General features: G+C 47.5%; 4 protein-coding genes. 2 read left to right on the plus strand and 2 right to left on the minus strand.

The window, feature by feature from the left end:
• On the plus strand, positions 1–1,472 hold a 1,472-nt coding region (locus tag H6S82_RS21685; protein WP_191056686.1), incomplete at its 5' end, for a DEAD/DEAH box helicase.
• 168 nt (positions 1,473–1,640) lie between these two features.
• Here the strand turns inward: H6S82_RS21685 and H6S82_RS21690 are convergent.
• Together H6S82_RS21690 and H6S82_RS21695 are read right to left on the minus strand one after the other, a co-directional pair.
• Positions 1,641–2,156, minus strand: coding sequence for an isoprenylcysteine carboxylmethyltransferase family protein (locus H6S82_RS21690; RefSeq protein ID WP_190468483.1), 516 nt, complete (start codon positions 2,154–2,156; stop codon positions 1,641–1,643).
• 61 nt (positions 2,157–2,217) lie between these two features.
• Entirely contained in the window at positions 2,218–3,180 is a 963-nt protein-coding gene (locus H6S82_RS21695; RefSeq protein WP_190468486.1) for an aldo/keto reductase, read from the minus strand.
• Between the two features lie 190 nt (positions 3,181–3,370).
• Between H6S82_RS21695 and H6S82_RS21700 the strand changes: the two genes are divergently transcribed.
• A partial coding sequence (locus H6S82_RS21700; protein WP_191056687.1) for a PucC family protein occupies positions 3,371–4,091 on the plus strand: 721 nt, incomplete at its 3' end.

Genomic DNA, 4,091 nt, shown 5'->3' on the forward strand with positions numbered 1-4,091 from the left:
TAACTTTCAAAAACTTAGGTCTTTCAGAAACACGGGTTGAACATCTAGAAAAATTAGGAATTACAACTCCGACTACAATCCAATCGCAAGCAATTCCCCAATTGCTTGCAGGTAGGGATGTAGTAGGTCAATCGCAGACTGGAACAGGTAAAACGGCAGCATTTTCTCTGCCAATTTTGGAAAGAATCGATATCGAGCGGAATGCAGTACAAGCTCTGATTCTGACCCCGACTCGCGAGTTAGCAATGCAAGTTTCGGAAGCAATTCGCGACTTCAAAGTAGATCGCAAATTGTGGATTCTGCCAGTATACGGCGGTCAATCGATCGATCGACAAATTCGCCGCTTGCAACAAGGCGTTCACATCGTTGTCGGAACGCCGGGACGGGTGCTGGATTTGTTGGAAAGAGGCGACCTCAAACTCGGTCAAGTTAGCTGGTTGGTATTAGATGAAGCCGATGAAATGCTGAGCATGGGCTTTATCGACGATGTAGAAAAAATCCTCAAACAAGTACCATCAGAACGGCAGACGGCATTTTTCTCCGCGACAATGCCACCAGCAATTCGGGAATTGGTAGCTAAGTTCTTGCGATCGCCCGTTACAGTTACTGTAGAACAACCAAAAGCCGCACCCAAGCAAATCAATCAAGTCGCTTACATGGTGCCTCGCGGTTGGACGAAAGCTCGTGCCTTACAGCCGATTTTGGAACTGGAAGACCCGGAAACAGCTCTGATATTCGTGCGGACTCGCCGTGCAGCCGCCGAACTGACCAACCAATTGCAAGCAGCCGGTCACAGCGTAGATGAATATCACGGCGACTTGAATCAACAAGCGCGGGAACGGTTATTGCTGCGCTTCCGCAATAAGCAAGTACGTTTGGTAGTTGCTACGGATATAGCGGCGCGGGGATTGGATGTAGACCATCTCACCCACGTGATCAACTATGACCTGCCGGATAGCGTCGAAAGCTACGTCCACCGCATCGGACGTACCGGACGCGCCGGACGGGAAGGAACCGCAATTTCTTTGATCGAACCTTTGGATCGGCGCAAACTGCGCTTAATTGAGCGTCACGTGCGTCAAAGCCTGGTAGTACGATCGATTCCTACCCGATCGCAAATTGAAGCGCGTCAGCTGGAAAAACTGCAAGCGCAAGTGCGCGAAGCTTTGACCGGAGAACGCATGGCTTCCTTCCTGCCTTTGGTCGCCCAACTCGGCGAAGAGTACGACGCCCACGCGATCGCAGCTGCCGCCCTGCAAATGGCTTACGATCAAACTCGTCCGGCTTGGATGCGTTCCGAAAATTACGCCGAGGAAGAAATGGAGTTTGGCACTCCCAAACCCAGGTTGAACAAGCGGTCTAAGACTTCGGAAGAATACAGTAGCGAAGAAGGCGTTTCCGCAAGTGCCAAACCCAGACTGATCCGCCGTTCTCGCACTGCTGAATCATCGAAAGTCGAACTAGGGAACTAAAAGGTAAGAGCTAAAAAGGCAAAAGTAAAGATAATCTTCCCTTTTGCCCTTGTTCTCTGGTTCCGCCAGAGAACAATTTTTCATTTTTTGGCTAAATTACGAATTTAGGGCTCCAGAACTTATCCTCCAAGCTTCTTTCCAACGAACCAAAGGCGAGTTTGCCTCTTTTTAATACAACCAAGGAATCAGTTTTTTGACTTGTTGGCTGTAATCTGAATAATCGGGATATTTTTCACTTAACCAAGTTTCTTCGCGATTAGCTTTGGCATCGAAAAAAGCAAAGATAATAACTGTTGCGATTAAATGAGATAAACTGAATTGAAATATTGTCCAACTGAGTGCGATCGCAATCACGCCGCTATAAACGGGATGTCGCACCAGACTGTAGACACCAGTTTGTACTAATTGCCCTTCTTCGATTGGATAAGGCAATGGTGTTAGCTGCTGTCCTAAATCTAGCAATCCCTTGACAAATAGTACTAATGCTGATATTGCCAATAAAGCAGCGATCGCCCAACTAAAATACAACGATTGAGAATAAGCAAGATTTAACCAAGTTGGGCGGTAAATTGGCAAAAGAATAAAGCCTACGATTAAAGCGGCTTGAAGTAAAACCCAGTATTCGCCTCGACTGTTATTGCGCCAACCTTCACGGGTGAATCCCCATTTAGAGAAGATGTTCATAAATTTACCTAGTTATTTGAGAAGGTGCGTTACGAAGACAGCTAACGCACCCTACGTAAATTTATGCTAACCAGGGACGACTGGCGTTTTCGAGCTGTGCAATTTCATCATCGCTCAGCCGCCAACCCAAAGCACCTGCATTCTGTCTCGCTTGTGCCGCTGTTTTAGCACCCGGAATGGGAATCACATCGCCTTGTGCAATTAACCAATTGAGCGCAACTTGGGCGGGTGTGCGATCGTACTTTTCGCCAAACTCCCGCAGTAGAGAGATCGCAGGTGCGATTTTTGCCAAACCGCTGCGACTGAAGCGAGAATCGAATTTGCGGGCGTCTGTCGGTTCTTTGTAATTTTCGGATGTGTACTTGCCAGTTAGCAAACCTTGTGCTAAAGGACTGTAAGCGAGGATGGTTACGCCTAACTGTTTGGCGGTAGCAACGATACCTTTACTTTCAACTTGTCGCGATAGCAGCGAATAACGCACCTGATTCGTGGCCAAAGGCACACCTCTCGATGCTAGGATTTGGTGAGCTTCGCGCATTTGTTCGGCTGAATAGTTGCTGACGCCCACTGCTGTGATTCTGCCACGCTGCACTTCATCTGCCAAGGCGTTCATCAAGGTATCTTGGCTCATGAAGAAGGCAAAAGGCCAATGTACTTGGTAAAGTGTAACGCGATCGACTTGTAGCCGTTTCAAACTTGCCGTTACCGCGTCTGAAACCGACTCTTTGGTAAATCGCCAAGGTAAGGGGCCGTATTTAGTCGCTATTTCGACTTTTTGGCCACTTTGCTGCATGAACTTACCTAATAACTCCTCTGACAGCCCCATCCCGTATACTTCTGCTGTGTCAAAGAAGTTAACGCCAGCGTCGAGAGAAGCTTGAAAAGCTTCCCAAAGCTGCGCCTCTCCGTAATTTTTGCCATAATTCCAAAACAGTTTATCACCCCAAGCCCAAGTGCCAATACACAAGGGAGTAACGCTGGGGCCATTTCGGCCTAGTGTAATAGTCTGTACTTCTGTTGCCATTTTACTTTACACTTCTTCACATATATTGAGTGTAGCGTTACGACAAAAGGCTCAACCTGGGTCGCTGACAGCTTATCTTTAAAAGAGTAACCGTATCCGACTCGTGGGGCGGCAATATTTTTAAGCTGTTCCACAAGGCAACATTTTTAGATAAAAGTTAGTTTTGTAGCGATCGTCTGTTTGAAAAACTATGTCTAGCGGTGATTTATCAGATATCAAAATAGAAGACAATCCCCAAAAATTGCCCAGACTCAATCTACCTGCGATGTTAAGACTGGGTTTATGCCAAACCGGACTGGGTATGATGTCAGTTCTTACGTTTGGCGTACTCAATCGCGTTCTGATCAGAGAATTGGGAGTACCCGCAACCCTTGCCACAGTCATTTTAGCCTTGACTTTATTTGTAGCGCCAGCGCGAGTTTGGTTCGGGCAGCTGTCAGACACCAAGCCTTTGTGGGGATATCATCGCACAGGATATGTCTGGATCGGTGCAGCCAGTCTGGCGATCGTAGCATTTATCGCCGTGCAAGTGATGTGGCAGGTGGGCGCTAGTTTGAAAGCGGAAGGCTGGACGAATCAAACCTATACCTGGACTGCCTTGCTAGCCTTTTTGTTTGCCCTTTACGGTTTGGCAGTCAGCGCTTGTTCGACGCCGTTTGCCACCCTGCTAGTGGACGTTTCCGACGAAGATAATCGCTCTCAACTGGTGGGAATTGACTGGTCAATGTTGATCGGGGGAACGATTGTCGGCGCAATTATTATTGGGGTATTGCTGAGAAAATTAACTATAAATGCGCCGATAGAGGAGTTACAGGCAGCAATTAATCGCCTGTTTCTGATTGTACCTGCGATCGTATTTGGTTTGGCTTTGCTGGGAACCTGGGGCATTGAGAAAAAATATAGCCGCTATG

The organism is Planktothrix sp. FACHB-1355, from assembly GCF_014748295.1.
GTDB classification, from domain to species: domain Bacteria; phylum Cyanobacteriota; class Cyanobacteriia; order Cyanobacteriales; family Aerosakkonemataceae; genus Aerosakkonema; species Aerosakkonema funiforme_A.

Excerpts from the sequence above, each read along its gene's own strand:
- H6S82_RS21695 (WP_190468486.1), bottom strand. The coding sequence starts at position 3,180 with ATGGCAACAGAAGTACAGACTATTACACTAGGCCGAAATGGCCCCAGC.
- H6S82_RS21690 (WP_190468483.1), bottom strand. The coding sequence starts at position 2,156 with ATGAACATCTTCTCTAAATGGGGATTCACCCGTGAAGGTTGGCGCAAT.